Source organism: Cysteiniphilum sp. GTC20157 (assembly GCF_055396795.1).
Genome location: NZ_AP044698.1, coordinates 2,376,309 through 2,402,135, shown reverse-complemented (window position 1 = coordinate 2,402,135; position 25,827 = coordinate 2,376,309). Strand labels below are relative to the sequence as shown.

The following is a 25,827-nucleotide window of genomic DNA, read 5'->3' as shown; positions in this document are numbered from 1 at the left end:
GGATATGATCTTTTATGAAATTCGTCGTGGGTTTATGGCAATGTTGTTTTTTACGCTTGTTTTAGGTCTTGCTTATCCATTATTAATGATGGGAGTTGGCTTTGTTGTTGCTAAAGATCAAACGCAAGGATCATTGATTAGTTTGAATGGACAAGTAATTGGTTCGAGCTTGATAGGGCAGAATTTTGCAGAGAACTTATTCCAGTCGCGCCCTTCAGCCAGTAACTATGACGGTCTTGTCTCAGGTGGCACAAGTATGGCATTAAATAACGCGACATTAATTAAGACGGTAGATGATCGAATTCAAGCATTGCAGCATAAGTATGGTGAGATGAAAATTCCTGCTGACTTAGTGTTTTCCTCAGGCAGTGGTCTGGATCCAGATATCTCAGTTGCGGCAGCCAAATATCAGGCGTCATATATTGCCAAGGTCAATCATTTACCTGTTGATGAAATCCTTAAGCTGATTGATGACAACACAGATCACCACCTATTTAATCCTGCTACGGTTAATGTGCTCAAATTAAATTTAGCACTGCAAGCATTTAAACAAAAGTTGGGTTAAACTAGTGCATAGGTTGTTTTTTAGTGGAATCATCTATGGCGAATGAGCACATGGCGTCTCATGAAAATTCTAACGGTCATAAAGTCGATGCTTTACTGAATCTTGCAAATAAGTCGGAGAGATCTAAACGTGGACGGCTAAAGATTTTCTTAGGAGCAGCTCCGGGTGTAGGCAAAACTTATGCTATGTTAACACGTGCGCAAGAGCTTAAGCGTGCAGGACATGATGTGGTCATTGGCTTAGTGGTGACACATGGGCGTAAAGAGACGGAAAATTTAGTATCTGGTCTTGAGAAAATCCCACTAAAAGCAATCGCTTACAAAGGTAAGGTGTTTAATGAGCTGGATGTTGATGCCATTATTCAGCGCAAACCAGAAACAGTGATCATCGATGAATTGCCGCATAAAAACCTCGCAACAGAGCGTAACAAAAAACGCTATTTAGACATTGTTGAGATTCTAGAAGCAGGGGTTAATGTCTATACCGCGATTAATATCCAACATATCGCAAGCTTAAGCTATGAAGTCGAAGAGATTACTCAGGTAACGGTTGAAGAAACTGTCCCTGATAGTTTTATTCAATCAGCAGATGAGCTGATGATTATCGATATCACCCCTGAAGAACTAATTAAGCGCTTAAATGAAGGACGTGTATATCATCATGATATGGCGAAACGCGCGCTATCACGCTATTTTCAATATACTAATCTTGCGATACTTCGAGATTACGCACTTCGTTTAGCAGCTTCTCACGTCGGCGAAGATGTACGTGCATATAAAAAACTCTATGATCCATATGCCAATATTGCCGCGTCTCCTTGTGTTCTAGTTTGCTGTGCTTATGACGCATCAACACCAAGGTTACTTAGAAAAGGCAAGCAGTTAGCCACAATTGCTAATGCGCGATTGTTAGCAATATTTATCCACAATCCGCAAAAGCAACTATCACGTGTCAAACTAAGAGAAATTAGGCGTTATAAAAGCTTAGCACTCGAGTTGGGTTATCAATTAGAGCATATCTCAGGTGGCAGATTATCAAAAGCGATCATTCGCTATGCGAATGATCATAATGTCACTGATATTGTCATTGGTAAATCAAGACGTTCTAAGTGGCTGGATTGGCTGTTGGGTTCAGTCGTTTATGATGTTATTCGCCATAGTGAGCACAAGCAGGTGCATGTGGTCAGTACGCATAAAGTGCGGGCCTCTGATCTTCTTTCACGGGTTAAGGGTGCTAAGAAAAGTAGCAATACAACATCGATGAATGTCATTAAAGCACTGGCAATTACGTTTGTCTCAGGACTCTTTATTTTCTTTGGGTTGAGTTTGGTCGGTCTATCTGGGCAATCGCTTATTTTGGTGCTGGTTTTGATACTATGCGCTTATCGCTATGGGCTTAAAGCATCGATTGCCTCATCAATTCTAAGTTTTATAATGTACATGTATATGTATTTGACGCCTACTTTCCAATTTACCATCGGCACACTCTCTCAAGTGGTTACCTTTATCATATTTATGTTAGTTGTCTTGGTAGTTAGCCAATTAACGGCACGTACGCGCCGCTCATTAAAGGCACTGCGCTCACGTGAAAAGACTTTATCGATGCTTTATAAATTCTCAAATGAGATTACGATCAAGCAAAAAGAGCAGTCGTTTTATCAGCGCTTTTTAAAAGCATTAGCGCAATATTTCGATTATGAGTTTGCGTTTATTGTTGCTGATGATCATAAGTTATATGAGACCATTCCCAATTCGTGTCAATTAAGTGATAAAGAGCAAGCGGCAGTGCGCTGGTGTTGGAGTAATAAAACAGCCTGTGGCAAAAGCACGCAAACTTTTAGTGCGTTACCATGGTATTTTGAGCCACTGATTGTTGATGGACGTATGCTTGGCATTATTGCCATTTGTGTGAAGTTTGAATATAAAGTCGAAGCTTTCATGTTTGATCAAATACTCATTAAAACAATGCTATCACATGTCGCTAATGCATTGTTGCAACAACGATTATCTCAACAAGAGCAAGAGGCTATAATTTTAAAAGAGCAAGAAAAATTGCAAAAAACATTACTATCATCGGTGTCGCACGATTTAAAAACCCCGTTGGCATCGATCACCGGTGCACTATCTAGCGTATTAAGCTATGAGAGTATGTTTTCCAAAGAGGATAAAGCTGAAATGCTTACGGTTGCTTTAGAGGAAAGCAAACGCTTAGATCAATATATCGATCATATTTTACAGATGTTGAAGTTTAGCTCAGGTGTTACCATTGATAAGCAAAGCATGTCGTTAAAGACATTAATTAATGAGGTTTTGGCTATTGCCAGAAAACGCTTCGTGAGTCATCAATTTAAGCTGCAATGCCTTGATGAGGAGCTGCTTATTAGTGGTGATAAACTACTATTAGAGCAGGTTTTTATTAATCTTATATCCAATGCGGTTAAGTTTAGTGCTGCCAATAGCCAAATCACTTTGAGCTTAAAGTGTATAAACACCTGGGCAGTTATTGAGGTCATTGATCAAGGCATTGGACTTGAGCAGGTGGAGCTAAAGAGTGTATTCTCAATTTTTCATCGACTCAAAAAATCAGATAGTTATACTAAAGGACATGGACTGGGTCTTGCCATTTGTAAGGATATTGTTACAGCCCATCATGGCGAGATTTATGCCACCAGTGAAGGTGCTCATAAAGGCAGTACGTTTATTGTTAAATTACCTATAGTGGATCCAAATGAACAAGAAAATATTATTAATTGATGATGAAGCACAAATTCGCAAATTCTTAAAAAAAACCTTATTAATACTTGGATATGACGTATATGACGCGGTGAGTGCTGAGCATGCCACCGAGATTTTAAATCAGCAGCATCCAGATTTGATTTTGCTTGATTTGGGGCTTCCTGATCAGGATGGACAAAAATGGCTAGCAAATCTAAGAGTTAAGCACATGCATGTGCCGGTGATCGTGGTATCCGCAAGATGTGATGGTGATGAAGTAGTTAAGGCACTTGAGAATGGTGCTAATGATTATGTCAGAAAACCGTTTGATATGCCTGAGCTAGTTGCGCGTATCAAGCGTAACCTTGAACTTATCGATGCGTTTAAAGCTGAAGATAAGTCAGCAGAGTCTGTGTATCAGTTTGAAAATATGCGTGTTCATATTGCCGATCATCGTGTGATAATCAATGATGAGGTGATTCATTTATCAAAAAAAGAATTTTTGCTGTTGAGTGTGTTTTGTCAAAATGCGGGGAAACTATTAACTCAAAATCAGATTTTGCAGCAAATATGGGGCGAGTATTTTGCCGATGAAGTGCAGTATTTACGTGTTTATGTCGGGCAACTTAGGAAAAAGCTCGCTGCTTGCACTAAACAACCACTGATTACTACCGAATCAGGGGTTGGTTATCGGTTTGCAAAGGTGGATGTTTGCTAATAGATAATGATCAAAAAGTAAGTGGCGCTATCTCTTATCTCGCTCCTTGCGGGAGAGGTCGTGGAGTATAAGCGACACGGGTGAGGGGGTAACCTATTATTTATTTGCTAACAGTTTGATTTACAGCATCTTTTTAACAATATCATCTTTAGCAATATACTTATGATACAGCGCTGCTAAGATGTGCAGTATGACAAGCGCCAGTAAAATATAAGCAAGCCAAGGGTGCCAGCTAAAAATTTCACTCCCAAGCTCTGGGTTTTGCGGCAGTAAAACAGGCACGTTAAACCAATAGAAAAATTGCCATTGACTTTGAAATAGTTGTGAGGCAATAAGTCCTGTCATTGACATGCAAAAGACACAAAGGTAAAGACCGAAGTGGACAAGCTTGGCAAGGAAAATATGTAAAGATGACATGGTTTTAGGATAAGGGATTTTCTTAGATAATGAGCGGGTAATAATCAGTAGCACAACTAAAATAGCTAAGGATAAACCAATTGATTTATGCATGGTCATAAAAAATGCGCCATTGAGCTTAGCGAACAAGCCATCAAAGAAAAAACCAATTAAGAGTTGCAAGATGACACCAACAGCAATGAGTAAGTGTAACAGTCGAATAAGCAAATTATATTTCATTTTACAGTCCTTATTTTCAATAAATTTCCTAGGTTATATTGCTGTAGTATAAACAAAAAATCATAAATCACCATCAACTGCTAGGCGATGCTCGAAATAGTTTCTATACTTAGTGCTATCATTGGTAAAGAAGGACTAAGCTGCAATGAAGAAGTTATTTGGTTCATTAAGTAAGAAAACACAAGATCAAGCATCTGATGTAGAGCTAGAAAATGACGAGTTTGATTCTGAAGAAGTATCAAACCAACAAAAAGGTAAAACCCCGCTAACAAAACAGCAGAAGCTTATGATTTTAGGTGGTCTGGGTGTGGCATGTGTGCTGGTATTTCAATTGTTTATTATCACTAATCAAAAAGAAATCCAAGCGCATCAAAAAGTGCTACAGTCGCATATTGAGGATCAGGCAGGTGCCATTAGAAATACGCTGTCAAATATCATTCACGCGGAAGCTGAACAGGTGAGAAAGTCTGCAGATGCCAAAATTGCTGAATTAAAACAGATGATTTTAAACAGTAATACCGAGGCAGTAACGCAGTTACAGCAAATGCAAATGAAGCTAGATGAAGTGCAAAAACAAACAAAGAGTTTAGATAAAGTCAGCGATGATTTAGCAAAGCAATTCTCAGCCAAGCTTGCGCAGATAGCAACAAGTAGCGCATCAAGTGACAAAAGTGCAGCTATGAAGTCAATTATAACTACGCCAATAACAGCGGATAAAGTAGCGACAAACTATAAGATTTATTCTGCTAATAGTTATGGTCTTGTATTGCAATCTGATAATGGTACATTCACCATTGCCAATATTGGCAAGATGTTGCCAGACTTGGGCGAGATTACGTCAATAACTGCAAACGAAGTAATTGCTGGGGATTATAAGATTATTGCTGACCCAAAAGGGTTTAAGCTTGATGAGTCAGCCGCAATTTCAGCGTATCAATAGCATGGAGAAAAATGTGCAGCAACATACGATTAATCATCCTATTGAAATTCAAGGTATTGGCTTACATTCAGGAGTCAATGTCAATATGCGCTTGTTGCCGGCTGCTGTTGATCAGGGGATTGTTTTTCGGCGCACGGATTTATCACAAGTGCATGATATTAAGATTACGCCATTTAATATTACTGAAGCAGTGATGTGTACATTGCTGGTCTCACCAAATGATAAAACGATAACGGTATCTACGATTGAACATCTAATGTCAGCGCTTTGTATGTTTCAGATTGACAATGTTATTGTTGAAGTTGATGCCCCAGAGCTGCCAGTCATGGATGGTAGTAGCATTGCCTTTGTTGAGGCTTTACAAGAAGTAGGCGTTAAAGCACAGGACAAAAAGCGTCAAGTGATTAAGGTGTTAAAGCCGATACGCGTCACTGATGAAGATAAGTTTGCAGAAATTTCCCCGAGTGATGAGACGAGTTATCGCTTTGAAATCAAATGGGATCACCCAGTGATTGCCGCTACTCCTTTAGTTGTCGAGTTCTCAGGTGAGCAAGAGGAATATATAACGCATGTCGCTAAGGCGCGTACTTTTGGTTTTGTTGAACAACTGGAATACTTGCATGCAAATAATCTGGCAAAAGGAGCATCACTTGATAATGCCGTTGGTGTCACTAGTGAGGGTGTTGCAAACCCTGAAGGTTTAAGATATCCCGATGAATTTGTAAAACATAAACTGCTAGATGCCATTGGTGATTTTTATGTCGGTGGCGCGATTTTGGGACATTTTAATTGTTACAAATCAGGACATACGCTCAATAACAAACTCTTAAGAGCTTTGTTTGCAGATAATAGCGCATGGAAGTTGCTTTAAAAGAGATAATATTGATCTCAAATAAACTTAGAATTGCTTTTGACTAAGGTAAGGGCAGAGATGCTGCCAAGCTTGTGTTAATATGGTTGCGTTCACCTAGTGAATACTTGATAATTGGTGACAGTTGTAAAGTTTCTAGTTGAAACTGTTAAAGTAAATCATGGTAAACGTAATGGATATAAGCTCGGTTACATTGAATAATCTCTATGTTTTTAAAGCGGTTATTGAAGTCGGTTCAGTATCGGAAGCCGCTAAGCTTTTAAATAAGAATCAGTCAACGGTAAGTGCTGCATTGAGACTGATTAGAAAGACATTTGGTGATGATGTGATGCAGATTCAGGATGGGCGCTGTGTGGCAACTGCCAAGGGTTTGCAGTTATGCAGCTATATTGGTCATATTGTTGGGCTAGCAAAACACAGTAGTGCGCAATCTGAGAAAAAGTGTTACAAAGTACTGACCAGTGATTTTTTCGCGCTGTTGTATATGCCTGAGTTTATTGAAGCTTGCAAAATCCATGATATTGAAATCGAAATGGAAGTATTGAAGCTTAAAGACTTAAATAAAGCACAATGCGATGTGAGCCAATTTGATTTATTTATTGGTATGGAAGATCGCGTGCTGAGTATTCCAACGCAACCATTGATGGAAACGCAATCTGTTGTGATCACAAGTCAGCAAAGTGATTTTGATAAAATGACTTTGGTTGATTATCTGCAGGCAAAACATATTACTATGCACGATAAAGAGACACCTTATATTCGCCAAACGATAGGACATCACCCGCGCAGTAAGGTGGTGCTGTCTAACAGTATTTTGACATCGATGAGTTTATTAAGCAGTATGCCTAATACTGTGATGTCTACCGAGCATCATTTATATGAATACTACCGTGATATTTTTAAGTTAAAGCGCGTGAACTTTGACTTTTCATTTGAAAAAAAGTTGGTTTTTTATAGTTGGCGAAAAACCGTGCATAGTGAGGAGCTGGCAAGGTTTTTTATGCAATGGTGGGAAGATAGGCTGCTGTCGGCTTAAAGTAGCTTATGTTAGATACTAACATTTGTATTTTTATCATTAATGAAAAGCCTCCGGCGGTGCTTGAAAGGTTTAAGCAATATAAGTTTAATGAAATAGCAATATCCTCTATTGTTTATTCTGAATTAGTTTATGGCGCCTATAAGAGCAAAAGAATTGATCAGAATATATCAGCATTGGCAGGATTTGTTGCTCCGCTGTCTATCGTCGAATTTGACCAGAATGCTGCGAATGAATATGGACTTATAAGATCATCTCTTGAAGCAACAGGGAATTTGATCGGTGCAAATGATTTACTTATCGCTGCACATGCTAAATCTCTAAATATTCCATTAGTAACAAACAATACCAAAGATTTTAAAAAAGTAGATGGTCTTACTGTCCTTGACTGGGTTGATTTGCATATGTTTTGTTGGGGTGGCAAAGCTACCATTTAAAATGTCCGCTAAAATCGAGAAAAATAAAGCACTAATAATCGTTATTACAGTAGATGATAATCAAATGTTTTTCTTAGTGCATCTTGCATTGACACTTTAGGTGCCCAATTAAGGTGTGTCTTGGCATTCTCAATGGATGGCACACGACGGTCAACATCTTGATAGCCTTCACCGTAATAGTCTCCTGCAGTTGTCGCAATAATTTTAGTGTTCTCGGCACGTGCTTGATACTCTGGATAACGTTTCATTGCATCAACGGTTAACTCTGCGAGTTCTTTGATTGAATATTCATTATCTGGGTTGCCAATATTAAAAATACGTTGATGCGCTTCATTATCACGTTTTTTAACAATTTCCATCAAAGCATCGATGCCATCATCAATATAGGTAAAGCAGCGACGTTGTGTGCCACCATCAACCAGTTGTAAATCTTTACCATCGATAATGTTTGAGACAAATTGCGCTAATACGCGCGCACTGCCTTTTTTAGACGATTTGATTTCATCTTGCTTGGGACCAATCCAGTTAAACGGTCTAAATAACGTGTAATTAAGCCCCTCTTGCATGCCATAGGCGTGAATGACGCGATCAAGTAGCTGCTTAGAGCAAGAATAAATCCAACGTGGCTTATTGATAGGCCCTGTGACGAGTGCGCTAGTTTCTTCATTAAATGGAATGTCCTTACTCATGCCATAGACTTCTGATGTCGATGGGAAGATAAGGTGTTTTTTATGTTTCACACACAACTTCACAATATCAACATTTGACTCATAATCGAGTTTATAGACAAATAATGGATCAGAGACATAAAGCGCTGGATTGGCAACAGCAACAAGCGGGAAAATAACATCACATTTTTGGATGTATTCCTCAACCCACGCCATATTCTCAAGTACATTATCTTTGACAAAGTGTAAGCGTGGGTGATCCAAAAACTCAGTGATTTTATGATCAGAAAGATCCATGCCATAGATTTCCCAATCGGTATCCTTCAAGATTTTTTCAACCATACTGCTGCCAATAAAGCCATTGACACCTAAAACTAATAATTTAACGGACATATTGTTACCTTTTTTATTCATTTTCTTTTGTGTTTTCACTTTTTTCAGTTTTTTCAGCGTGCGACTTATTTTTTGATTCAGTCGTTGTTATGTAGTCTTTGATGATAAATCGTGGTCGCTTGCGTACTTCTTCATAAATCCGTCCGATATATTCACCAACAATACCAAGCCCCATTAAGAGCATGCCAATGAGGAAATACATGATTGCAAAAAGCGTAAATACGCCATCGGCATCAGGACCAAAGGCAAGACGTTTAACAATCAGATAAATAAATAGCAATATACTCAAAAATGACACGATCAAACCGGTCATTGTAAAGAATTCAAGGGGGGCCTTTGAGAAGTTGGCAAAGAAGTCAAAGTTATAGCGAATTAATTTGTACAAGTTATAGCTTGAAGTCCCTTCTTCACGTGCCGCATGGCGCACACCAACATCAGTTGGGTTTGACGAGAAGCTATGTGCTAATGCGGGTAAAAAAGTTGAGTTCTCACCAGTTGCAACAACGCGATCAATCACTTCACGCGTGTAAGCTCGGAGCATGCAACCCTCGTCAACCATATCAATGCCAGTTAATTTCAAACGCAATGAATTATGCAATTTGGAGACAAATAGACGCCATTTTTTATCTTGGCGATCCATGCGATAACCGCCAACAACATCATGCCCTTCTTCAATCTTTTCTAACAATAGTGGAATATCTTCTGGATAGTTTTGTAGATCGGCATCCATGGTTACGATAACATCACCATCAACATGCTCAAAGCCTGCCATAATTGCCATATGCTGACCAAAGTTGCGATTAAAATTAATTACCTTAACTTCACTTGGGCGCTTGTCATGCATTTCACGCAATAGATCAATTGATTTATCCTTACTGCCATCATTGGTAAAGACAACCTCATAAGGTTTGTTAATTGCATCTAGTGCGGGGAAGAGGCGCTCAAAAAGGGTGGGCAGCACTTCTTCTTCATTGTATATCGGTATAACCACACTTAAATAAGGTTTGGTCATTTTAGCTCCTTTATTACTTAAATTTTTAATATCTTATACAGTGCTTCAAGCACATCATCTTGTTCGGCAAAGGTCATATCTGGGAAAAGAGGTAAGCTAATCACATTAGCACCAATTTCCTCGGCATTTGGAAAGTCACCTTTTTTAAAACCATATTTATTGGCGTAATAAGGATATAAATGCGCTGCTTCATAATGCACGCTACAACCGATATTATGTTGCTTTAGCTGACTCATTAATTCATCACGCGTGATTTTAGTCACTTGTGGATTTAAGGTCGGTGCAAATAAATGCCACGCATGCTTATGCTCAAACTTAGGTGCCTTTGGCAGAATAAGGGCATTAAAGTCTGCCAGTTTCTCATAATATCGTCTTGCTAATTGTGTGCGTTTTTCAATAAAACCATCTAAAGCAGGTAGCTGATGTATCCCAAGTGCTGCTTGCAAGTCCATCATATTGTATTTAAATCCGGGGTAAACGATCTGGTAATGTGCACTGCCTTCTTTACCAAAACGATTCCATGCTTCACGATCCATGCCATGAAAACGTGTCAAAGAAATATGTTTAGCAATCGTATCATCACGCGTCACAACACAACCTCCTTCACCAGTGGTCATGTTTTTATTCGGGTGAAAACTAAAGACTTGCATATCGCCAAACGTTCCCAGTTTTTTCCCCTTATACTCAGCACCAATCGAATGCGCAGCATCTTCGATCACCGTTAAATTATATTTTTTTGCTAACGCATAAATAGGATCCAAATCAACAGGTAATCCTGCGAAATGTACCGGCATAATCACTTTTGTATTAGGCGTGATTGCCGCTTCAATTTTTGTCACATCGATATTGTAAGTATCACGCTCCACATCGACAAGTTTCACTTTGGCGCCAACGATCTCAATGACATTTAAAGTGGCTGCAAAGGTCATTGGTGTCGTGATCACTTCGTCTTCCGTTGTTAAATCAAGTGCCAACAAAGCCAAATGCAATCCGGCAGTTGCGGAATTTAAACATAAGGCATGAGGAGCATTATGATATTCTTGAAGCATGCTTTCAAATTTTTTAAGCTTGGGCCCTGTTGTTAACCATCCCGAGCGTAAGCTATCAACGACATCAGCAATGGCTTCTTCTGAAATGCTTGGCTTGGCAAAGGGTAAAAATGTATCTCTCATTGATTGATCTCTATTATTGATTGATGTTGGTTTATGGTTTTGCAACCAGATAAACCCCTAAAATAATCACAAAAATTCCGGCAAAACGTGTTGCAGTGAGTGTTTCACCCAATAAAAAATATCCAGCAATTGCCGTGACAATATAACCAATAGACACCATCGGATAGGCTAAGCCAACAGGCACACGTGACAGTACCATCAGCCACACGACAACACTGATGACGTAACACATAAGCCCTAAAATCACAAAATAATTTGTTGCCACCTTCCAACCAATCGGCCAAATGTTAGCAAGTGTGAAACTAAACTCACCAATGCGATCCATGCCAAACTTTAAAAACAACTGTGCTGAGGCATTTAATAGCACGCCACACAGCAATAAACTCCATACAACAAGGGTCATTTTTTATTATCCTCTTACAGCTTAAATGAAAACTTAAGCCGAAACCATATTCAATAGGTTAGCATTGTAATGACTTTAAGGATTAAAGACAAACACATCGCATTAAGAAAAACAACAACTGATCATAAGCTTTATATTACAAGGTTTGAGAGCACTTTCTGCCTCAGCAAGTTACTGCTGAATATAATTAACCAAGCTTTCTACTTCATCATGCTTTTGGTGATAGCGTGAGCTTGCCCATTTGGTTAAATCACCAATGGATAATAGTCCTAAAAAAGCTTTGTTGTCATCATAGATTGGTAAGTGACGGATGCGTTTTTCGGTCATGAGTTGTAAGGCTTCTTGTGCTGTTTGATTGTGGTTCATCGAAATGATCTGCTCGCTCATAATATCGGCGACAATATGCTTTTTTAAGTCCTGATTGCGCGCTGAGACTTTAAATAAAAAATCACGTTCAGTGATAATGCCATGAAATTCGTCGTTATCGATAACGAGTAGTGAACCGACTTTATGCTCAGCCATTTTTTGTGCAGCCTCAAATAAACTGCTATTGGCACTAATGCTAAAAACGCGTTTTTCTTTGTTAACGATTTCCTTGAGTTTGCTATGCATGGGGTTGCTCCTTATGGTTTATGTCAGAACATCGTGTTCTAGAGTATAGCCTAACGTTTGCAAGATAATTGTAAAGCGCAAATTTTGCCAGTGATGGAAAAAGTGCTTTTTTATTCCTGTTTATTCCTTTTTATTGTTGCGATTCGCTGATGATGATGATAGGTTGTGTTTATTGTCATTGAAAAAGCTTAAGGAGGCTTGTGATGTTAAAAACAATCAAAAAACACATGATGCTTCCAGTTTCTTTTTTCCTTGAACTATCTCTTCTACGACTGCCTCGCTGGTAGGCAGCTATTTAATTTTCCCTTTATACTTTACAGTTGTATTTTATTATTACATTTAGGCAAACTAAGTAAATCACCTATTATTTTTGGAGGATAACGTAAGTGAGTGAGCAGGTCTATATTTGGCAAAATGGTCAATTTATCGAGAAAGAAAAAGCGGTTGTTAGTGTAATGACGCATGCGCTACACTATGGCTCAGCAGTTTTTGAAGGGATTCGCGCTTATAAAACAGTAAAAGGCACCGCGATTCTAAAGCTAAAAGAGCATATGCAGCGTTTTGATTATTCAATGCGCGCTTTGGGCATGAATCCACCCTTTGATGTTGATCAAATGTGCCAAGCAATTATTGAGACCGTCAAAAAAAGTGGACTTGAGTCGTGTTATATTCGACCGTTGGCGTTTTATGGTGATAATCAAAGTGTGGGTGTGTTGCCAAAAACTGATCATCCAATAGAAGTCATTGTCTGGTGTTTGCCGATGGGACGTTATTTGGCAGCGGAAAGTGTTGATGTGATGGTCAGTAAATATATTCGTATTCATCCGCAATCAACGATATGTGACGCTAAAATATCAGGTCATTATGTCAATAGTATGCTTGCCAGTATGCAGATTCGTGGCACACATTATCATGAGTCTTTGCTATTGGATGCGGATGGCAATGTTGCCGAGGGTGCTGCGCAAAATATTTTCTATGTTAAGCATAATGAAATCTTTACCACACCATTGGGTACGATCTTAGATGGTATTACACGACGGATGATTATCCAAATTGCTAAAGAGCAAGGTTATACAGTCCACGAAAAATATTTCAAAGTTGAAGATATTATCGATGCTGATGAGGCATTCTTTAGTGGCACGGCTGCCGAGATTACCCCAATTCGTAGTATTGATGATCAAAAGATTGCCGGTCACGGTGAAATCGGACGTGTTACTAAACATATCAAGCAGTGTTTTAGCGAAATCACGCAAGGCATTAAAGCATCTGATGCTTTAACTTACGTGTAGGGGTGTATGGCATACGCCCATAAACAGAATTATTTTGAGGAAGGAGAGTTGACAATGAATACACAAACCAAACAAAAAGAGCAAACCCATAAACAGCGTGTTTATATTTTTGATACCACATTACGTGATGGTCAGCAATCGCCAGGGGCTGGCATGAATTTTGAAGATAATATTGCTTATGCTGATTACGCGCATGCGCTAAATATCGATGTCTTAGAAGCCGGTTTTCCTTCGGCAAGTCAGCTGGATTTCCAAATCGTGCACACAATTTCTGAGCGTATGGCAAATCGACAATCCAATATGATTATTGCCGGACTTTGCCAGCTAAGAGAAGCACAGGTTTTAAAGACAATGGAAGCATTAAAACCATCACTTGCTATTGGTAAAGCACGTATTCATGTTTATTTGCCGGTTGATCCTAATTTGGCTCAAGCGAGTTTAGGCGATAAAAATGATGAGCAAAAACACATTGATGAAGTCTATCGTTTGATTAAAATTGCAACGGATCAAGGCTATGAGGTCGAGTTTAGTGCTGAAGGTTATTCACGTTTAGCAGATGGTTTTGACTATGTTGCCGAATTATTTAAATCTGCGGTGAAAGCAGGAGCAACGATTATCAATTGCCCTGATACCATTGGTGGTGCTTGTGAGCGTGAAGGCAATGAGTATTTTGTGAAAAATATGACAAAACATGCTCAGATTATCAAAGAAGCTTTCCCTGATAAAGAGATTATATGGTCAGCACATTGCCATAATGATTTTGGTTTGGCGTTAGAGAATTCGATGAATGCAGTCTTTGATGGCCCGGCGCGTCAAGTTGAAGCCTGTATTAATGGTGTAGGTGAGCGCGCGGGCAATGCGGCATTAGAGCAGTGTGTGATGTTTATCGATGCTTTTGGTAAACAACAAGACGTGCATTATTTCACTAATATCAATATCAATGGCTTGAAAGAAGTCTCGGATTTTATTGCCCAAAAAATGCTCCCTAAACAACCGCACTCACCGATTGTTGGTTTAAATGCAACACGACATACGTCAGGCGGACATACCAATGCGATTTTGAATAACCCCTTGGCTTATCAGCCATTTGATCCAAAATCCATCGGTAGTGAGATTTCCTTTGTGTTTGGTCCGTTATCCGGTGGTAATCATGCTAAGAAAATTATTGAAGATTTTGGCTACGTTTGTGAAGAACATGAAAAAGCAAAAATCGCTCAACAGATCAAAGATATATATCACGAGCGTCGCAAAGGGGTAACTGATCTTGAGTTATTAAGTGCCTATAAAAAAATACGTGCACCGATTAAGGCGAGCAAAATTGCGTATGGTAAATCAGAGGACAGTAGTTCTGTGACGATTACGGGACAGTTCTTTGATCAAGAAAATCTAAAAGTCGAGTTAGCAGGCGAAAACTCAGCACTTGCAGCATTACTTAATGCGACGGATAAATACATTCCAGGCATTGAGGTTAAAGATTATTATGCAAAATCTTTAACAGAAGCGGGAGTGCGTTCAAGCTCAGAGGCAACGATTATTGTTAGTGCGCCAAATCATAGTGCGCATAAAGGCATTGCCAAAGATCATGATATTGAGATATCAGCATTGAAAGCATTTATCGAAGCAGTTAATCAGATGTATGTAGATGCTAACTATAGGACTCACAGCGAATCGATACAAATAAATCAACAAGAGGTGTCCCATGGCTAAAAATATTATTGATAAAATCTGGGATCAGCATGTGGTGGAATCAAAAAAAGGCTTTCCAGATATTTTTTATATTGATCGAATGTTGATGCATGAGGTAACATCTGCTCAAGCATTTGATAAGTTACGTGAATTAAATATCCCAGTACGTAACCCACAATCGATTGTGGCGACTTTAGATCACAGTATTTCTACCTCACCGATCGATCGCACACAAATGAGTGATCCAGTTGCCAAGGCGCAAGTAGAAACGTTGCGTAAAAATGCCAAAGAGTTTGGTGTCGAGCTATATGATTTTGACAGTCAATATCAAGGCATTGTTCATGTAATCGGACCTGAGCTTGGGTTTACTTGGCCAGGAAGTACGATTGTCTGCGGTGATTCACACACTTCAACCCATGGCGCCTTTGGTGCATTGGCATTTGGCGTTGGCACTTCCGAAGTCGGACATGTTATGGCGACAAATTGTATTTTGCAATATCGCCCTAAAACCATGAAAGTTCATTTCAAAGGTAAGCCATCAAGCTATGCAACGGCAAAAGATATTGTGATGAAGCTCATTGCTGAGATTGGTATTGGGGGAGCTACTGGGTTTGTGATCGAGTATAGCGGTGATGCAATTAAGGCATTATCGATGGAAGCACGAATGACTTTATGTAATATGTCAATTGAGTGTGGCGCAAGAGCCGGATTAATCGCGCCAGATGAGACAACCTTTAACTATCTCAAAGGGCGGAAGTATGCTCCTGTCGCTGAGCATTGGGAAAATGCAGTGAACAAATGGCGTACCTTAACAAGTGATGAAAATGCTAGCTATGATAAGGTTGTTGAGATTGATATTGCGGGCTTGCAACCAATGGTTACTTGGGGGATTAACCCACAGCATGCTGTGGCAATTAATCAGGTAATTCCAAGCTTAGCAAGTATTTCAAAACATCAGAAAAAATTAGCCGAAGAGGCCTATCGTTATACAGGATTTAGTGAGAATGAAGCCGTTTTAGGCAAAACAATTCAGTGGGCATTTGTCGGCAGTTGCACCAACGGACGCATTGAAGATATGCGCGCTGCCGCTGATGTATTAAAAGGGCATAAGATTGCAGAAGGGGTAACGATGTATATTGTGCCAGGCTCTGAAAAAGTCCGCGCACAAGCGATTGCTGAGGGATTGGATAAGATATTTATCGAAGCAGGTGCTGAATTTAGAATGCCCGGTTGCTCAATGTGTCTTGCAATGAATGATGATAAAGTGCCCGCAGGACAGCGCTGTATCAGTACGTCAAATCGTAATTTCATAGGTCGTCAAGGCACGGGGAGCATTACCCATTTGGCATCACCGCAAACGGTAGCAGCCAGTGCAATTAAAGGTGCGATTTGTAGTGTGGCGCAGTTAGAACAAGAAGGAGTATTGGCATGAAAGCATTTAAAACACTGACAAGTAAAGCAATTCCAATGTGGTTAAGCGATGTTGATACCGATATGATTATTCCGGCACAATACTTAACACAAACGACGACTGCGGGCTATGGCGAACATCTTTTTACCCGTTTAAAATCAGCAGATTCTGAGTTCGTGTTTAATCAAGCACGCTTTCAAGGTGCGCGAATCCTTATCAGTGGTAACAACTTTGGCTGTGGTTCCTCGAGAGAGCATGCCGTTTGGGCATTACAACAAGCCGGTGTTGATGTGATCTTGGCACCTTCTTTTTCGGATATCTTTTTCAATAACTCGGCTAAAAACGGTTTGTTATTGATTGCTTTAGATGGTGAACTATTAGAAAAATGGTGTGAAAAAGCACAAAATGAAGATCTCGATATAACAGTTGATTTAGCTGCGCAAACCATTACTGCAGATGAAGCATCTTATCACTTTGACTATGATCCTTTTCGTAAAGAGTGTTTACTTAAAGGTCAAGATGATATGGGCTATTTATTGTCTAAAGATCATGAGATTAGTCGGTTTGAAACTCTATCAAAATGATGAATAAGTTTAACTGCCCCTCACCCGCGCAGCTTATGCTACGCGGTCTTTCCCGCAAGGGGAGAGGCAGATCAACTTGGCGTTTGCAAAACTAGCAGCTATCAAACTGGATTTAAATTTATACATTTAATCGATTGATTTCACATCACTAAACTCAATCAGCATTTGATTGCCTTGTGACTCATTGACAAAGATACGTGAAGCATATTTAGTCCCTGTCATCTCAATGCTTTTAATGGCTTTATCAAGTGGTGACCCTAATGGCTTAAGGGCAATATGCCAAGTATCACCATTTTGCATAAAATAAATTTTAAAATACTGTTTTAAGGCATCGGTATTACCTTTGAATATTGATAAGAATACGGTCGTAAATGAAAAGACGATCGGTTGCTCTTTCTTGGTGATAACAACGGCAGTTTTGCCTTCAATCGATTGTTTAATGCTATCTTCAGTAACAATCAAGGTCGATTGGAACGGCTTTTCTTGCAGCCATTTTAAACCTTGCGTTTTTGATAACTCAAAGCGACCACTGGATTTAAGTGGTTTGGATAACAGCTTCATAAAGCGGGTTTGTGTGAAGTTGCCTGTAACATGGCTGATTTGTGCTTGTTGTTTTTGAACTTCAGTAAATGCCTGTTCATTGTGTGCCGATAGTGGATGATCGAAGATATTATCTGTCGAGGCGTGAGCTAAGTTCAATAGTATAAATAACATAAGAAAGGTAATGCTTAGGCGTTTAAAGAAAGCGTTAATCATGATGGAAACCTTCTATTTTTTGGATAAGAATTTTGGGTGATTGAAATTGTAATTCGTGATTGTGCAAAGTCACTGCAAGTTGGGTTGTTTGCCCTTTACTTAACTTTTGTTCTGTCGCTTTATCAAAGATCTGATAGCTTATTTTTAGCCGATTTCGATATTCGATAACTTGGCTGTGCACCTCAATAATCTGTCCAAAGCTTGCCGGTTTGATGTATTTGATCTGCAAATCAACCACTGGCCACATATAACCACTTTGCGCCATAGCGTAGTAGTTATAACCGATTTTATCTAAAAGCTCACAACGCGCGATTTCAAAATATTTGACATAATGACCGTGCCAAGCGATTTGTAAACTATCAACATCAAAAAATGGTATCACGATATCGGTGATATGAGTGATTGTTTTATCCGTCATTAGACTGCCAAAAATCAAAAAAATTAAACCACTGTGTCGGGTATTTTAGGCAATATTCAGCAAGGAAGTCACTATATTGTTGCACATAATCAGCCAACTGCTCATGACGTTTATTACGTGGCAGGTTAATAGACTTAGCAAAAGGCTTGAAAACAACATCAAATTGTTTGCCCTTCTTAAGGCATAGCATTGTGTAAACGGGTGCTTTGAGTAGATGTGCTAATAAAAAACCGCCCTGTGGAAAGTAAGCATTCTTTCCTAAAAATTTAGCTTTTATGGTGCGTTGGTTATTTGTCAGATTAGTAACTGGTGTACGATCACAAGCGATAATAATGATTTCGCCTTGATCTATCTTATGCTGCAACTGCATTGCTAAAGCCATATCAAAATGATTAACAGAGATTAGGCTCAACTGTGAGTTAGGATTAATTTGAGATAAGGTGTCATTGAATTTTTGTGCGTGTTGATTAAACACTAAAGCATTGATTCGGCTATTAGGATATGAGTTAGAAATCGCACGCATGACCTCAATTGTACCAAGGTGAGCAGTAAATATAATTGTCCCCTTTTTTTGATCAATGAGCTCAATTAACTCATGACGATTAGCAAAGTTTAAGTTTTTACGTGTAACCTGCCCATTCCAAACAGCTATTTTATCCACCAGACTTTTGCCAAAGTCAATAAAAATAGGCAACGGCTTGACCTCTATATCAATAGCTTGTTGTTTTGCATAAGCATGCAAATTTTGACAATAAATACAAATTGCTTGGCGTGCCTTACGACTAAATAGATAGAAATAGTATATGACCGGATAAGTCAAAAGATAGGCTAAATGTCGACCTAAAAGCTTTACTGTCCACAGTGTCAGCTTAAGTCCAATGGCATTCCCTTTTTCACGATGCTTTGACCAGTGAGTCTGTTTTGATTTTGCTTTGTCTGAATCATGCATGTTTTTTTATTTTGCGATTTTTACGTTTTCTAGACTTGAAATAATGTCGTGGCATATGATAAAACATGCCAAAAAAAAGTCGAGTGTGTAGCCAAGAAATACGCAAATTATCGCGCCATAAACGAAAGTGTGAGCGTCCACCAATAGGATAAATCACCTTGGTCGGAATATAATTAACATCAACGCCTTGCCAATATGCTTTTATTAGAATCTCAATATCAAAATCCATGCGCATGCCACGAATTTTTAACAGGATAGGTTGAAGTGCTTGTAGCGGATACACCCTAAAGCCACACATGCTTTCAGTGAGCCTTTTACTCCATGTCTCAATAGCGACCCAGAAATTGGTAATCTTGCGCCCATGCAAACGCGACTTAGGAATGCTTTGATCATAAATGGGCGCACCTGATATAAGTGAATAAGGCATGTCATAAGCCATTTGCAGAAATTTTGGGATATCTTCTAAATTGTGCTGATTATCCGCATCAACTTGTAAAGCATGTGTATAGCCACATGCTAATAACCATGCAAACCCAGCTAAAATAGCAGCACCTTTGCCAGAATTTTGAGGGAGTGAGATGCTTTTGACCCAATCAAATTTTGCAATGATATCATCAATAAAAGACTTTGTTTCGTTGTCACTACCATCATCGACAATAAGACAAGTTAAACCGTAAGGCTGTAATGCTAAAACAACCTGCTCTAAGGTGTCACCATGGTTATAAACAGGGATTAAAAAGGCGGGTTTCATAGTTTAATTTTACCGCTTGAGTAAGTAGCGTTGTCTTTATCAATATAGCGAAATGCCAAAAGGTTTGGTTTTTTGCTAATGCATAATTTTAATGTAGATCCGGGTAAAATCACGCGACTAAATTTAAGTTGTGGAATATTAGCAATGGTTTTTTTGTCAATTCCCAAAAAATGAGCCGCAAAAGCAATGACAAAGTCAGTCTGCGCAATACCGGGCAAAATAGGTGCGTTTTCAAAATGCCCTTTGAAAAAGATAAGATCACGATGAAAGTGAATATCCAGTTCAAGCCTTGTTTCATCCTCATTTTGTGTAACGCTTTGATGAATGATCTGTGGCAGGCGGGTATGATCGTTAATCATGAATATCACTTATTGTATTTATGCTATGAACAGCATCACAAAATGCTTTGATTTTTTGGCGACATTTTATTCCTTTTTGTGACTCAACGCCACCGCTAACATCAACTGCATAGGGCTGGAGAGTTGTAATTGCCGATTGTACATTGTCTGCAGTGAGCCCTCCTGCAAGAATGATTTTTTGGCGCATGTCACTTGGAATAATTGACCAGTCAAAGGTTTGCCCTGAGCCGCCATAAAGTTTTGGGTCATAGCTATCAATCAATAAAGCTCGTGCCCTCGGGTGCGTATTTTGTGCATTGATAAGTGTATCAACGTCTTTGGCACGAATTGCGCGAATATAAGGGAAATTAAATCGCTCACATTCTGAGGTGGTTTCATCGCCATGAAACTGAATAAGGCTGATATTGGCATCAATACCTGCTTGAATCGTTTGTTGTCGCGCATTGACAAAAAGCCCACAGCAGCTAACAAAAGGTGGTAGTTGACTGATGATTTGTTTGGCTTTAAGAGGATCAATAAATCGTGGTGATTTATCATAAAAGACAAACCCCAACGCATCAGCCCCACAGTCAATAGCATACAAGGCGTCATCAAGGTTGGTAATGCCACAAATTTTAATTCGGGTTTTAGGCATATTGGATTATGCCATAAAGTTAATCAATGCCGCGGCAACCATTGATGCGGTTGCAACAGTAACACCTGTAGTTGCTAGAAGTCCATCGACTTTAGTTAGGTGGAATTTCTTGCGATCTTCAACTTGAGGGTCTTTTTCACTGGTGGCTTCTTCGGTAAGTATCGAGATATATTGTGGGAATAGTGGCTCATCACCGAACTCGCCAGCTTCAAACCCTTCTGCCCAGTAATTGTGTTCTACTGTTTTCTCTGGAAATGGATTGAGTTCATCGGATTGATTTTGTTGGCCATGGGCATAGCCTGACATCCATACTTTTTCCAACTCATCAAGTTTATCAACTTGAGCAGAAAGAATAAGTTTTAATCTAGAATCAATTTCATTGGTTTGCATAACAGCTCCATGTTGCTGGTCATTTACCATAAGCGTGCCTAAAAGTTTATACCCATTACAAATCATTTTACAGAATTTTTTGCTTTGTATTTTGCGTGCTTTTGACAAGTTTAATTTTGATAATAGTCCTAGCTATTACCTGCAATTCAACTTGTCAAAATCTTCACAAACTACTTTACAAGCAAACACAGCAAAATGATTTGTAATGGGTATAGGCATAATCAAGTGTAAACTTGGACAACCTAACGAAGGTGCCTAGATTGAAACCTTTATTTAGCAGTCTACTATCACCTTGATGGCCAGTTTGTTATAGTACTAGGAGTTTATCGTTAATCGTTATTGATAGAATAAAATGCATCAGAATAATCTTGAAAAGCTCGTTTTGTTATTAAAAGCGCAAAAAGTTTTAGCCTTACCAACGGAATCGGTATATGGCTTAAGTACCATCCTTGAGTCAGATGCGGTGGCAAAAATTGTGACATTGAAAAAACGCAGTGCCAACAAAGGATTTATTGTGCTTTCAAGTAAGATAGAACATTTGCTACGTGTTATTGATGTAGCACGTTTAACGGACGAGCATCTTGCGAAACTACAAAAACACTATGATAGGGCAACGACTTGGGTGGTGCCTGTTAAACCAGAGTTTCGCTGGTTGACAGGTCCTTTTGAAAGCATTGCCGTGCGCTTAACCACTCACCCTTTATTAAGTGAATTAACCAAGCTGCTTGATCAAGCCATTGTTTCAACCAGTGCCAATATTTCCAATATGCCTGCGGCAACATCGATGGGTGAGGTGTATGACTACTTTGCTGAACAGGTTGATTATATTTATCCACAAGCTGATTTTGTTGCAACGAAGCCATCGAGGTTAATTGATTTATTAACGGGTCAGATATTGCGTGAATAAGCAAGATTAAACTTCAGCAATAAAAGCTTTGTCGCTGCCAACGGCATAGGCTAAACTAACTTTCATGCATGACGAGTGATTTTTTATTCAAAGAAAATAATATATGCCAATAAAACTAACATGGCGGCAACGCTTAAGTTGCCTAATAAAAGGTAAGCTTGAAAATGTCATAGCTAAGCCTGCAATTGATGCTAAGCAGGAGATAGGGAAATCTGAAGAAGGTGTAGATGATGCGGACTCCGCTAAGCAGCTATTGTCTATTCTGCAAAGAAAGGGGCGCTTATTAGATTTTTTGGCGCAAAACCTAGATCACTATGATAATGAACAGGTGGCAACTGTGGCACGCGTTGTTCATGATCAGTGCAAAAAAGCCCTCGAGTCGTACTGTACTTTGGCGCCGGTTTATCACGATCAGGAGAATGATGAGATTGTACTTGAGGCAAATTATGATAAGTATAGTGTTGAACTCACGGGGAATGTTGTGCACAGTACGCGCTTTAAGGGTAAGTTAATCCATCAAGGTTGGAAAGTAGAGGAAATACATTTACCCAAAGTAGCCAAAGAAGCAAATTTAGATATATTACAGCCAGCGGAAGTGGAGGTGTTATAGATGTCGCATCATGCAAAATATTTGATTGGAATTGATTTGGGTACAACAAATTGTGCAGTTACCTATAAGAAAATAGCGGATGATGCCGTGATTAGTACGTTGGCTATTCCACAGTTTATAGCAAAGAATCAGTATGAATCTAAAACCCTAATGCCATCGTTTTTATATTTACCTAGTACGTTGGAATTGAGTTTAGATGATATTGCTTTGCCGTGGCAAAGTGAGACCACTATCTTGGTGGGTGAATATGCTAAAACAAAAGCGCAAACAACACCAAATAGAGTGATTGCAAGCGTTAAGAGTTGGCTGTGCCAAGCCACGATTGATAAGCGCAAAGCGTTATTACCATATCAGGCGGCTGAGGGTGTTGAGCGCATATCACCACTTGAGGCATATACCCATTACTTTGAACATATTAAAAAGACATGGAATAGCACCTTTCCTGATGCGCCATTGTTTCAGCAAAAAATTATTATTACCATTCCTGCATCCTTTGAGCCTGCAGCGCGCGATTTGACAGCTGAGGCGGCGCGTTTGTGTGATTTTGAAGAGGTTACTTTGTTGGAAGAGCCACAAGCGTCATTATATGGTTGGATTCATGATCATGAAAAGTGGCGTGACCAGCTGACTGCTGATGATGTGATTTTGGTTATAGATGTTGGTGGAGGCACGACGGATTTTTCATTGATAAAGGTCGAAGATGAAGAGGGGACTCTCGCATTACGACGCATCGCCGTTGGCGACCATATCTTAGTTGGGGGTGATAATATTGATCTGATGTTGGCGCATACCGTGCAGCAAAGATTGTTAGATGGCGGTCAACGTTTAGAACCATGGCAGATGCAGGCATTAGTACATAGTTGCAGGAATGCCAAAGAGAAGCTATTAAGTGATCAAAACTTAAATGAAATTGCCGTATCCATTCCTGGACGCTCGTCAAATATCTTTGCTAATGCGGTATCAGAAACCTTGACGAAAAAAGATGTTGAAAAAACGATGCTGCAGGGCTTCTTTCCTGAAGTCACTATTGACGATCATCCGCATAACGCGCCACGCACAGGATTGAGCCGTTTTGCGTTAAGTTATACTCAAGAAGCTGCGATTACCAAACATCTGGCGTTGTTTTTAAGCAAACAAGCAAAGGCGGATGAAAAATTCATCACCCCAACGGCAGTATTATTTAATGGCGGTGTGTTTAAACCTGAGGTTTTGCGTCGCCAATTAATGCAGATTATTAATAAATGGCTTGCCAAAGAAGGGCATCCAGAAGCTTGCGAACTTGAGCATGCAGCTTACGATACCTCAGTCGCTATTGGCGCTAGTGTGTTTGCCGATGCCTTACAAGGCAATGGTATTCGTATCAAAGGGGGCGCGTCGCATTCATTCTACATTGGGATCGAGTCACCAATGCCAGCTATTCCAGGTTTTCAGCCGCAGATCGAGGCATTATGTATTGCAACACAAGGCATGGAGGCGGAAGAAGAGCTTGTGTATGAAGCTGAGACGTTCTCATTGGTTGTTGGTGAACCAGTTGAGTTTAGATTCTTTGCTGCAAACCATCGTGCTGATGATTGCTTGGGCGATATCTTCACTGACTGGGAGCAAGCAGGATTGATTGAGCTATCACCACTGCGACTGACCTTGTCTGCGGATAACTACGCCAATGGTACTTCAGTTCCTGTGCATATTAGTGCGATGCATACTGAAATTGGTACATTGGAGCTAACTGCCAAAGCCTTAGAGAATAACGATCAATGGAAGATTGCATTTGAAACGATTCGATGACTTTTAATAACATAAAAATATAGTTTTAAGACTTTTAAAAACATCCAAATTAGCTTAACATGCCGGCTCTTATGGTTTGAATGTAATAAAAACTCCCGATGAAATATCAAAAAATAACCTTGAGTCTAGCAAGTTTAACTTCACTTTTTGCCGCAGGCATAACCTATGCGAATGATGCCAAAACTGTTGAAGATACTAATAATCAAACAGCGACAGTTGTGAGTAATACGCAAAGCGATAATGCTACGGAGAAAACAGTAGCAACTGATGCTATCACGCCTACTAAGGGTAAGGCAGAAAAAGCAGAAACTCAGTCAAAATCTACAAAAGCTAAAAAGTCAGATGGTAGTGATCAGACAATTTATAATCAATATTACAATTTCTTGCAATTTAATCTAATGCGTAGTGAGAACGCACGCCTGCCATATCACGCAGCGGATACAACCTATCTTGAGATGGAGTTTGGTGGACGCTCAGGATTTGTTGATTTGTATGGTTATTTGGATGTGTTTGATATTTTCAATCAACGCTCAGATGATCGTCATGATGGCGATAATATGTTTTTTAAAATTCAACCAAGATTTTCTATCAATGATATTTTGCACAAGGATCTAAGCATTGGTCCCATTAAAGAGTGGTATGTCTCAACCCTAGCAGAAGTCGGAGACAAACAGCTTTTTAATGTCTATATTGGACCGGGTGTTGATGTTGAAGTACCGTGGCTTGGTAAAGTTGGTGTTAACTTGTATGCGCGTTATGTGCGTGAAAACTATGGTGCACCGAATGAAAATACATGGGATGGTTACAAGTTAGCAACCAACTGGTTTAAGCCATTTTATACTTTCGGTAATGGTTCATTCTTATCATATCAAGGCTACTTCGATTACAGTTTTGGGATGGATAAATATGATGCAACACGCTCAAGCTATTCAATAGAGTGGTTCAATGGACTATATTGGCATAGCAAGCGATTTGCTGTGGGCTATGGCTTGAAATATTTTGGTAATATGACAGGTATTAAAGATGGCAGTCCAATAGATAAAGGAGGTGTGCAAAATACTACCGGTTGGGGACAGTATTTTGATATTAGCTATGTTTTTGCATAGAGATTTGCATATATA

The 25,827-nt window shown here is 39.4% G+C and carries 28 protein-coding genes; 15 read left to right on the top strand and 13 right to left on the bottom strand.

The window, feature by feature from the left end:
* Positions 1-4 precede the first annotated feature (4 nt).
* From ACZ5V8_RS10825 to ACZ5V8_RS10815, 3 genes are read left to right on the top strand one after another with little or no spacing between them, the layout of a single operon-like run.
* Entirely contained in the window at positions 5-565 is a 561-nt protein-coding gene (locus ACZ5V8_RS10825) for a potassium-transporting ATPase subunit C (RefSeq protein WP_464217781.1), read from the top strand.
* 35 nt (positions 566-600) lie between these two features.
* The gene (locus ACZ5V8_RS10820; protein ID WP_464217780.1) at positions 601-3,318 is read left to right on the top strand and encodes an ATP-binding protein; all 2,718 of its coding nucleotides are present in this window, start codon (positions 601-603) and stop codon (positions 3,316-3,318) included.
* Positions 3,293-3,997 carry a response regulator transcription factor gene (locus ACZ5V8_RS10815; RefSeq protein ID WP_464217779.1) on the top strand — a complete coding sequence of 235 codons (705 nt, stop codon included), beginning with the start codon at positions 3,293-3,295 and terminating at the stop codon, positions 3,995-3,997. The genes ACZ5V8_RS10820 and ACZ5V8_RS10815 overlap by 26 nt, the downstream gene beginning before the upstream one ends.
* 120 nt (positions 3,998-4,117) lie before the next feature.
* On the opposite strand, the gene ACZ5V8_RS10810 is transcribed toward ACZ5V8_RS10815, so the two are convergent.
* Complete coding sequence (locus ACZ5V8_RS10810) at positions 4,118-4,633, bottom strand: cytochrome b (protein ID WP_464217778.1); 516 nt, start codon at positions 4,631-4,633, stop codon at positions 4,118-4,120.
* Between the two features lie 145 nt (positions 4,634-4,778).
* Between ACZ5V8_RS10810 and ACZ5V8_RS10805 the strand changes: the two genes are divergently transcribed.
* The 4 genes from ACZ5V8_RS10805 (at position 4,779) to vapC (ending at position 7,917) form a co-directional block, all read left to right on the top strand.
* Positions 4,779-5,573 (top strand): hypothetical protein, encoded by a 795-nt coding sequence (locus tag ACZ5V8_RS10805; protein WP_464217777.1) that lies wholly within the window; start codon positions 4,779-4,781, stop codon positions 5,571-5,573.
* Between the two features lies 1 nt (position 5,574).
* The gene (gene lpxC / locus ACZ5V8_RS10800) at positions 5,575-6,444 is read left to right on the top strand and encodes a UDP-3-O-acyl-N-acetylglucosamine deacetylase (RefSeq protein WP_440617800.1); all 870 of its coding nucleotides are present in this window, start codon (positions 5,575-5,577) and stop codon (positions 6,442-6,444) included.
* Between the two features lie 172 nt (positions 6,445-6,616).
* Complete coding sequence (locus ACZ5V8_RS10795) at positions 6,617-7,480, top strand: LysR family transcriptional regulator (protein ID WP_440617797.1); 864 nt, start codon at positions 6,617-6,619, stop codon at positions 7,478-7,480.
* A gap of 8 nt (positions 7,481-7,488) precedes the next feature.
* Positions 7,489-7,917 (top strand): type II toxin-antitoxin system tRNA(fMet)-specific endonuclease VapC, encoded by a 429-nt coding sequence (gene vapC / locus ACZ5V8_RS10790; RefSeq protein ID WP_464217776.1) that lies wholly within the window; start codon positions 7,489-7,491, stop codon positions 7,915-7,917.
* Between the two features lie 44 nt (positions 7,918-7,961).
* Here vapC and ACZ5V8_RS10785 read toward each other — a convergent pair whose 3' ends face one another.
* From ACZ5V8_RS10785 to ACZ5V8_RS10765, 5 genes are all read right to left on the bottom strand, one after another.
* A complete protein-coding gene (locus ACZ5V8_RS10785) occupies positions 7,962-8,978 on the bottom strand; it encodes a bifunctional UDP-4-keto-pentose/UDP-xylose synthase (protein ID WP_464217775.1) in 1,017 nt (338 codons plus the stop codon).
* A gap of 13 nt (positions 8,979-8,991) precedes the next feature.
* Positions 8,992-9,990, bottom strand: coding sequence for a glycosyltransferase (locus tag ACZ5V8_RS10780; protein ID WP_464217774.1), 999 nt, complete (start codon positions 9,988-9,990; stop codon positions 8,992-8,994).
* Between the two features lie 17 nt (positions 9,991-10,007).
* Complete coding sequence (locus ACZ5V8_RS10775) at positions 10,008-11,162, bottom strand: DegT/DnrJ/EryC1/StrS family aminotransferase (protein WP_464217773.1); 1,155 nt, start codon at positions 11,160-11,162, stop codon at positions 10,008-10,010.
* A 31-nt stretch (positions 11,163-11,193) separates the two neighbouring features.
* Positions 11,194-11,565 carry an EamA family transporter gene (locus ACZ5V8_RS10770; RefSeq protein WP_464217772.1) on the bottom strand — a complete coding sequence of 124 codons (372 nt, stop codon included), beginning with the start codon at positions 11,563-11,565 and terminating at the stop codon, positions 11,194-11,196.
* 171 nt (positions 11,566-11,736) lie between these two features.
* Entirely contained in the window at positions 11,737-12,177 is a 441-nt protein-coding gene (locus ACZ5V8_RS10765) for a CBS domain-containing protein (protein ID WP_464217771.1), read from the bottom strand.
* Between the two features lie 386 nt (positions 12,178-12,563).
* On the opposite strand from ACZ5V8_RS10765, the gene ACZ5V8_RS10760 reads away from it, so the two are divergent.
* The 4 genes from ACZ5V8_RS10760 to leuD are packed head-to-tail and all read left to right on the top strand — an operon-like array spanning position 12,564 to position 17,147.
* Positions 12,564-13,466, top strand: coding sequence for a branched-chain amino acid transaminase (locus ACZ5V8_RS10760; protein WP_464217770.1), 903 nt, complete (start codon positions 12,564-12,566; stop codon positions 13,464-13,466).
* Positions 13,467-13,520: 54 nt separating this feature from the next.
* Positions 13,521-15,173 (top strand): LeuA family protein, encoded by a 1,653-nt coding sequence (locus tag ACZ5V8_RS10755; protein WP_464217769.1) that lies wholly within the window; start codon positions 13,521-13,523, stop codon positions 15,171-15,173.
* On the top strand, positions 15,166-16,584 hold the full coding sequence (gene leuC, locus ACZ5V8_RS10750) for a 3-isopropylmalate dehydratase large subunit (RefSeq protein ID WP_464217768.1): 1,419 nt from the start codon (positions 15,166-15,168) through the stop codon (positions 16,582-16,584). The genes ACZ5V8_RS10755 and leuC overlap by 8 nt, the downstream gene beginning before the upstream one ends.
* On the top strand, positions 16,581-17,147 hold the full coding sequence (leuD, locus tag ACZ5V8_RS10745) for a 3-isopropylmalate dehydratase small subunit (RefSeq protein ID WP_464217767.1): 567 nt from the start codon (positions 16,581-16,583) through the stop codon (positions 17,145-17,147). The genes leuC and leuD overlap by 4 nt, the downstream gene beginning before the upstream one ends.
* A gap of 126 nt (positions 17,148-17,273) precedes the next feature.
* Here the strand turns inward: leuD and ACZ5V8_RS10740 are convergent, their stop codons facing one another.
* From ACZ5V8_RS10740 to ACZ5V8_RS10710, 7 genes are read right to left on the bottom strand one after another with little or no spacing between them, the layout of a single operon-like run.
* Positions 17,274-17,903, bottom strand: coding sequence for an outer membrane lipoprotein carrier protein LolA (locus ACZ5V8_RS10740; RefSeq protein WP_464217766.1), 630 nt, complete (start codon positions 17,901-17,903; stop codon positions 17,274-17,276).
* Positions 17,896-18,321, bottom strand: coding sequence for an acyl-CoA thioesterase (locus ACZ5V8_RS10735; RefSeq protein ID WP_464217765.1), 426 nt, complete (start codon positions 18,319-18,321; stop codon positions 17,896-17,898). Before ACZ5V8_RS10735 ends, ACZ5V8_RS10740 begins: the two co-directional genes overlap by 8 nt.
* Positions 18,311-19,270 carry an LpxL/LpxP family acyltransferase gene (locus ACZ5V8_RS10730; RefSeq protein ID WP_464217764.1) on the bottom strand — a complete coding sequence of 320 codons (960 nt, stop codon included), beginning with the start codon at positions 19,268-19,270 and terminating at the stop codon, positions 18,311-18,313. Before ACZ5V8_RS10730 ends, ACZ5V8_RS10735 begins: the two co-directional genes overlap by 11 nt.
* Positions 19,263-20,021 (bottom strand): glycosyltransferase family 2 protein, encoded by a 759-nt coding sequence (locus ACZ5V8_RS10725; protein ID WP_440617863.1) that lies wholly within the window; start codon positions 20,019-20,021, stop codon positions 19,263-19,265. Before ACZ5V8_RS10725 ends, ACZ5V8_RS10730 begins: the two co-directional genes overlap by 8 nt.
* Positions 20,018-20,380, bottom strand: a complete 363-nt coding sequence (locus ACZ5V8_RS10720; protein WP_464217763.1) for an ApeI family dehydratase — start codon at positions 20,378-20,380, stop codon at positions 20,018-20,020. The genes ACZ5V8_RS10725 and ACZ5V8_RS10720 overlap by 4 nt, the downstream gene beginning before the upstream one ends.
* A complete protein-coding gene (locus ACZ5V8_RS10715; protein WP_464217762.1) occupies positions 20,373-21,014 on the bottom strand; it encodes a phosphoribosylanthranilate isomerase in 642 nt (213 codons plus the stop codon). Before ACZ5V8_RS10715 ends, ACZ5V8_RS10720 begins: the two co-directional genes overlap by 8 nt.
* A gap of 6 nt (positions 21,015-21,020) precedes the next feature.
* On the bottom strand, positions 21,021-21,404 hold the full coding sequence (locus tag ACZ5V8_RS10710) for a hypothetical protein (RefSeq protein ID WP_464217761.1): 384 nt from the start codon (positions 21,402-21,404) through the stop codon (positions 21,021-21,023).
* Between the two features lie 352 nt (positions 21,405-21,756).
* Here ACZ5V8_RS10710 and ACZ5V8_RS10705 point away from each other — a divergent pair, with 352 nt between their 5' ends.
* From ACZ5V8_RS10705 to ACZ5V8_RS10690, 4 genes are all read left to right on the top strand, one after another.
* Positions 21,757-22,311: an L-threonylcarbamoyladenylate synthase gene (locus tag ACZ5V8_RS10705; protein ID WP_464217760.1), complete on the top strand. Its 555-nt coding sequence runs from the start codon at positions 21,757-21,759 to the stop codon at positions 22,309-22,311.
* Between the two features lie 103 nt (positions 22,312-22,414).
* Complete coding sequence (locus ACZ5V8_RS10700; RefSeq protein ID WP_464217759.1) at positions 22,415-22,921, top strand: DUF2760 domain-containing protein; 507 nt, start codon at positions 22,415-22,417, stop codon at positions 22,919-22,921.
* Positions 22,922-24,706 carry an Hsp70 family protein gene (locus tag ACZ5V8_RS10695; protein WP_464217758.1) on the top strand — a complete coding sequence of 595 codons (1,785 nt, stop codon included), beginning with the start codon at positions 22,922-22,924 and terminating at the stop codon, positions 24,704-24,706. It begins immediately after the preceding gene.
* A 98-nt stretch (positions 24,707-24,804) separates the two neighbouring features.
* A complete protein-coding gene (locus tag ACZ5V8_RS10690; RefSeq protein WP_464217757.1) occupies positions 24,805-25,812 on the top strand; it encodes a nucleoside-specific channel-forming Tsx family protein in 1,008 nt (335 codons plus the stop codon).
* Positions 25,813-25,827 lie beyond the last annotated feature (15 nt).

Excerpts from the sequence above, each read along its gene's own strand:
- ACZ5V8_RS10825 (WP_464217781.1), top strand. The coding sequence starts at position 5 with ATGATCTTTTATGAAATTCGTCGTGGGTTTATGGCAATGTTGTTTTTT.
- ACZ5V8_RS10820 (WP_464217780.1), top strand. The coding sequence starts at position 601 with ATGGCGAATGAGCACATGGCGTCTCATGAAAATTCTAACGGTCATAAA.
- ACZ5V8_RS10815 (WP_464217779.1), top strand. The coding sequence starts at position 3,293 with ATGAACAAGAAAATATTATTAATTGATGATGAAGCACAAATTCGCAAA.
- ACZ5V8_RS10810 (WP_464217778.1), bottom strand. The coding sequence starts at position 4,633 with ATGAAATATAATTTGCTTATTCGACTGTTACACTTACTCATTGCTGTT.
- ACZ5V8_RS10805 (WP_464217777.1), top strand. The coding sequence starts at position 4,779 with ATGAAGAAGTTATTTGGTTCATTAAGTAAGAAAACACAAGATCAAGCA.
- lpxC (WP_440617800.1), top strand. The coding sequence starts at position 5,575 with ATGGAGAAAAATGTGCAGCAACATACGATTAATCATCCTATTGAAATT.
- ACZ5V8_RS10795 (WP_440617797.1), top strand. The coding sequence starts at position 6,617 with ATGGATATAAGCTCGGTTACATTGAATAATCTCTATGTTTTTAAAGCG.
- vapC (WP_464217776.1), top strand. The coding sequence starts at position 7,489 with ATGTTAGATACTAACATTTGTATTTTTATCATTAATGAAAAGCCTCCG.
- ACZ5V8_RS10785 (WP_464217775.1), bottom strand. The coding sequence starts at position 8,978 with ATGTCCGTTAAATTATTAGTTTTAGGTGTCAATGGCTTTATTGGCAGC.
- ACZ5V8_RS10780 (WP_464217774.1), bottom strand. The coding sequence starts at position 9,990 with ATGACCAAACCTTATTTAAGTGTGGTTATACCGATATACAATGAAGAA.
- ACZ5V8_RS10775 (WP_464217773.1), bottom strand. The coding sequence starts at position 11,162 with ATGAGAGATACATTTTTACCCTTTGCCAAGCCAAGCATTTCAGAAGAA.
- ACZ5V8_RS10770 (WP_464217772.1), bottom strand. The coding sequence starts at position 11,565 with ATGACCCTTGTTGTATGGAGTTTATTGCTGTGTGGCGTGCTATTAAAT.
- ACZ5V8_RS10765 (WP_464217771.1), bottom strand. The coding sequence starts at position 12,177 with ATGCATAGCAAACTCAAGGAAATCGTTAACAAAGAAAAACGCGTTTTT.
- ACZ5V8_RS10755 (WP_464217769.1), top strand. The coding sequence starts at position 13,521 with ATGAATACACAAACCAAACAAAAAGAGCAAACCCATAAACAGCGTGTT.
- leuC (WP_464217768.1), top strand. The coding sequence starts at position 15,166 with ATGGCTAAAAATATTATTGATAAAATCTGGGATCAGCATGTGGTGGAA.
- leuD (WP_464217767.1), top strand. The coding sequence starts at position 16,581 with ATGAAAGCATTTAAAACACTGACAAGTAAAGCAATTCCAATGTGGTTA.
- ACZ5V8_RS10740 (WP_464217766.1), bottom strand. The coding sequence starts at position 17,903 with ATGATTAACGCTTTCTTTAAACGCCTAAGCATTACCTTTCTTATGTTA.
- ACZ5V8_RS10735 (WP_464217765.1), bottom strand. The coding sequence starts at position 18,321 with ATGACGGATAAAACAATCACTCATATCACCGATATCGTGATACCATTT.
- ACZ5V8_RS10730 (WP_464217764.1), bottom strand. The coding sequence starts at position 19,270 with ATGCATGATTCAGACAAAGCAAAATCAAAACAGACTCACTGGTCAAAG.
- ACZ5V8_RS10725 (WP_440617863.1), bottom strand. The coding sequence starts at position 20,021 with ATGAAACCCGCCTTTTTAATCCCTGTTTATAACCATGGTGACACCTTA.
- ACZ5V8_RS10720 (WP_464217763.1), bottom strand. The coding sequence starts at position 20,380 with ATGATTAACGATCATACCCGCCTGCCACAGATCATTCATCAAAGCGTT.
- ACZ5V8_RS10715 (WP_464217762.1), bottom strand. The coding sequence starts at position 21,014 with ATGCCTAAAACCCGAATTAAAATTTGTGGCATTACCAACCTTGATGAC.
- ACZ5V8_RS10710 (WP_464217761.1), bottom strand. The coding sequence starts at position 21,404 with ATGCAAACCAATGAAATTGATTCTAGATTAAAACTTATTCTTTCTGCT.
- ACZ5V8_RS10705 (WP_464217760.1), top strand. The coding sequence starts at position 21,757 with ATGCATCAGAATAATCTTGAAAAGCTCGTTTTGTTATTAAAAGCGCAA.
- ACZ5V8_RS10700 (WP_464217759.1), top strand. The coding sequence starts at position 22,415 with ATGCCAATAAAACTAACATGGCGGCAACGCTTAAGTTGCCTAATAAAA.
- ACZ5V8_RS10695 (WP_464217758.1), top strand. The coding sequence starts at position 22,922 with ATGTCGCATCATGCAAAATATTTGATTGGAATTGATTTGGGTACAACA.
- ACZ5V8_RS10690 (WP_464217757.1), top strand. The coding sequence starts at position 24,805 with ATGAAATATCAAAAAATAACCTTGAGTCTAGCAAGTTTAACTTCACTT.